The following is a 3,116-nucleotide window of genomic DNA, read 5'->3' on the forward strand; positions in this document are numbered from 1 at the left end:
CCCGATGTTCCGCCCGGCACGGTGGTCGAGGTGCACCAGCCGGGCTACGGCGACGACGAGAACCAGCTGCGTCCGGCTCCGTCCTCGCCGCGCCGCACGTGCGCCGCGTGGCCCGCGAGTTCCACCTGCTCTCGCCGGACCCGGGCCTGCACCGCCGCGCCCTCGCGATCGCCGTCCTGGAGGTCGGCGGCGCCCGCCTGATCGCCGCGAGCACCCATCTGGACCTGGCGGAGGGCCCGCGCCTGCGGCACGTCCACGAGATCCTCGCCCACCTCGACCGCGCCCGTGAGCGCCACGGCGCCCCGGTCGTGCTCGCGGGCGACGTCAACGAGGAGCCGGGGGGCCCGTCCTGGTCGCTGCTGACCGACCGGTTCCAGGACGCGTACGCGGCCGCTCCGGCGGGCGGGGAGCTCACCTTCACCGCGCGCGACCCGAAGCGCCGCATCGACGGCGTCTTCGCCGACCCCGCCGTGCGGATCACCGCGTGCGGGGTGCCGCCCGACGACGCCGGCGACCATGCCCTGGCCACCGACCACCGGCCCGTGCTGGCCGAGCTGGGGCCGCCCTAGACGACGGCCCCGTCGTCGGGGTCGCGGGGCTCGTCGCCCATGCGCAGGACGAGGGTGACGAACCCCCCGATGAACGCGGCGACGGCGAGGAAGGCCGCCCAGCCGGGGACCTCCCAGTCGAGGATGACGGTGACCAGCAGGTAGACGGGGCCGCCGATCAGCGCGATCCAGGCGCCCTTGGTGAGCGGGTCGGCGCTCGGCAGCGGCGGGGGAGGGGGCGGGACGTAGTGCCCCTCGTCGTCATCGTCGTCGCCGGCCGGGAACGCCGCCTCCTCGGCCGGCTTGATCACGCGGGCGCGGGGCAGCCGCCCGGTGCGGTCCTCGCCCTCGCCCGGGGGGTCGGCGGGCTCGCGGATGTTCTCCTCGTCGGGCCACGGGACCTCGTCGCCCTCGGGGACGGTGTCGTACCCGGCGACGATCTCGGCCCAGATGGCGTCCTCGTCGCGCTCGGCGGCGGCGCCCGCCTGGCCGGCGCCCGGGTCGGCGAGGCCGGTCCCGGCGCGCTCCGCGGCGTCGAGGCGCTCGGCGTCCGCGCGCTCGGGGCCCGGCAGGTCGGCGTCGGCGAGCTCGGAGCCGTCGCGGTCGCCGTCGGAGCCGCGGGCCGAGGCCTCGCGGAGCCGGGCGAGGTGCACGCGCAGGATGCCCTCGGCGGCCGGCTTCATGTCGACGTCCACGTACAGCCGGTCGAGGACGTCGCCGGCGACCGGCTCCGCCGCCGCCTCGGCGATCTCCGGCAGGCCGGACGGGGACGCCGCGTAGGCCGCGACGCCCGCCTCGCCGAGCGCCGACAGCATCGCGTCCGCGAGATGCGGCGCGAGGTCGACCAGTGGGGCGTAGGTCTCCGCTGACAGTCCATTGCCACGGCGATTCACGGGGCCGGCTCCTTCGACGACTCCGGCGTGACCGACAGCACCGGCATGGCGGCCTCCGCTCCCCCCATTGACATGTGGTGCCCGGTCGCCCCCGCGTGGAGGCACTCCCGGACACCCCGAAACGTGTGTCCCACGGTATTCGCTGCGCCGCCCGGGACAAGCCCTCCGGCGCACTCGATTGAGATTTACCGCTCCGAGCCTACGGTTATTCCCGGCCCGCCGCCGGGGCGACCGGGTCCCGGTGACGGGTACCGGCCGGTAGATCGGTGGGACGGAGAGTGGGAGGATGTCCCATCATCTCCCGTCGGCCAGGACCGGGGCACGCCCGCGCGGGGGCGTCCGGTCCGAGGGAAAGGTACCCGCATACGATGCTCTGGTTCTGGATCCTGCTGAGGATCGTCCTCTCCCCGGTCATGTACCTGCTGTGGTGGCCGCGGAACCGGGGGGCGCGCAACGTCCCGAAGCGCGGGCCGGCGCTGATGGTGAGCAACCACCTGTCGTTCGCCGACCACTTCTTCGGCCCGCTGCCGCTGATGCGCCCGATCTTCTTCATCGGCAAGGAGGAGTACTTCACCGGCCGGGGGATCAAGGGGCTGATCAGCAAGGGGTTCTTCACCGGCGTCGGGGTGGTGCCGGTCGACCGGACCGGCGGCTCGGCCGCCGAGGCGGCGCTGCAGACGGGGCTGCGCATCCTCGGCGAGGGCAAGCTGCTCGGCATCTACCCCGAGGGCACCCGGGCGCCCGACAACCGGCTGTACCGCGGCAAGACGGGGGTCGCGCGGCTGGCGCTGAAGTCGCGGGTGCCGGTGATCCCGATGGCGATGGTCAACACGTTCGAGCTGATGCCGCCCGGCAGGCCGTACCCGCGGCTCGGGATCCGGCCGGGCGTGCGGTTCGGCGAGCCCATGGACTTCTCCCGCTACTACGGGCGCGAGGACGACCACGAGGTGCTCCGCGAGATCACCGACGAGATCATGATGGCGATCCAGCGGCTGTCCGGGCAGGAGTACGTCGACCGGTACTCCGCCGAGGTGAAGGCGGAGCTGGCCGGCAAGGAGGTGCGTCCGGTCGAGGACGACGACGGAGGGCTGAGTGACCGCGGCTGAGCCGCGGGGGACGGGCCTGGAGACCGCGCTGTGGCGGGCCGTGGCCGTCTACCGCGGGCTCGCCCTGTGCTACGCCGCGGTCGTGATCGCCATGAACCACGGCGGCTACGCCCACCCCCTCGGCGGATGGGCCGTCCTCGCCCTCATGGCCGGATGGACCGGCTACGCGTCGTTCGCCTTCGGCCCCGCCGCCTTCGCCTCCCGTGGCCGGGCGCGCCGCGGCCGGCCGCTGCTGGGCGCCGACCTCGCCGTCGCGGCGGGGTGCGTGCTCGCGACGGCGTGGGTGGAGGAGGCCGGGAACATCTCCGCCGGGCGCCCGACGCTGCCGGTGTCGTGGGTGGCGGCCGCGGTGCTGGCGTGGGCGGTCGCGGGCGGGCGGCGGGCGGGCGTCGCCGCCGCGGCCGTCCTGGCCGCCGCGAACCTGCTGGTGCACGCGGCCGCCGGGACGAGCGGCATCGGCGGCACGACGTTCAACGGGCGTTCGGGTCCAGCCCGATCGTCGGCTCGTCCAGGAAGAGGATCTGCGGGCGGTGCAGCAGCGCGCGGGCGATCTCCAGGCGGCGGCGCAT

Annotated in this window: 3 protein-coding genes and 2 pseudogenes; 3 read left to right on the forward strand and 2 right to left on the reverse strand. The window is 75.2% G+C overall.

Features of this window, described 5'->3' with window-relative positions; all coding sequences use genetic code 11:
• Positions 1–107 precede the first annotated feature (107 nt).
• Entirely contained in the window at positions 108–569 is a 462-nt protein-coding gene (locus tag ABWI04_RS42240) for an endonuclease/exonuclease/phosphatase family protein (protein WP_353835924.1), read from the forward strand.
• On the opposite strand, the gene ABWI04_RS42245 is transcribed toward ABWI04_RS42240, so the two are convergent.
• Positions 566–1,441, reverse strand: a complete 876-nt coding sequence (locus ABWI04_RS42245; protein WP_345185876.1) for a hypothetical protein — start codon at positions 1,439–1,441, stop codon at positions 566–568. The genes ABWI04_RS42240 and ABWI04_RS42245 overlap by 4 nt on opposite strands.
• Before the next feature lie 368 nt (positions 1,442–1,809).
• Here ABWI04_RS42245 and ABWI04_RS42250 point away from each other — a divergent pair, with 368 nt between their 5' ends.
• Together ABWI04_RS42250 and ABWI04_RS42255 are read left to right on the forward strand one after the other, a co-directional pair.
• Positions 1,810–2,547 (forward strand): lysophospholipid acyltransferase family protein, encoded by a 738-nt coding sequence (locus ABWI04_RS42250; protein WP_345185877.1) that lies wholly within the window; start codon positions 1,810–1,812, stop codon positions 2,545–2,547.
• 40 nt (positions 2,548–2,587) lie between these two features.
• A pseudogene (locus ABWI04_RS42255) lies at positions 2,588–2,923 on the forward strand (DUF5931 domain-containing protein); the annotation flags it as partial.
• Between the two features lie 97 nt (positions 2,924–3,020).
• Here ABWI04_RS42255 and ABWI04_RS42260 read toward each other — a convergent pair.
• Positions 3,021–3,116, reverse strand: a pseudogene (locus ABWI04_RS42260) (ATP-binding cassette domain-containing protein); the annotation flags it as partial.

It is taken from the genome of Actinomadura sp. NPDC000929 (assembly GCF_040492065.1).
In the GTDB taxonomy this organism is placed as follows: domain Bacteria; phylum Actinomycetota; class Actinomycetes; order Streptosporangiales; family Streptosporangiaceae; genus Spirillospora; species Spirillospora verrucosospora.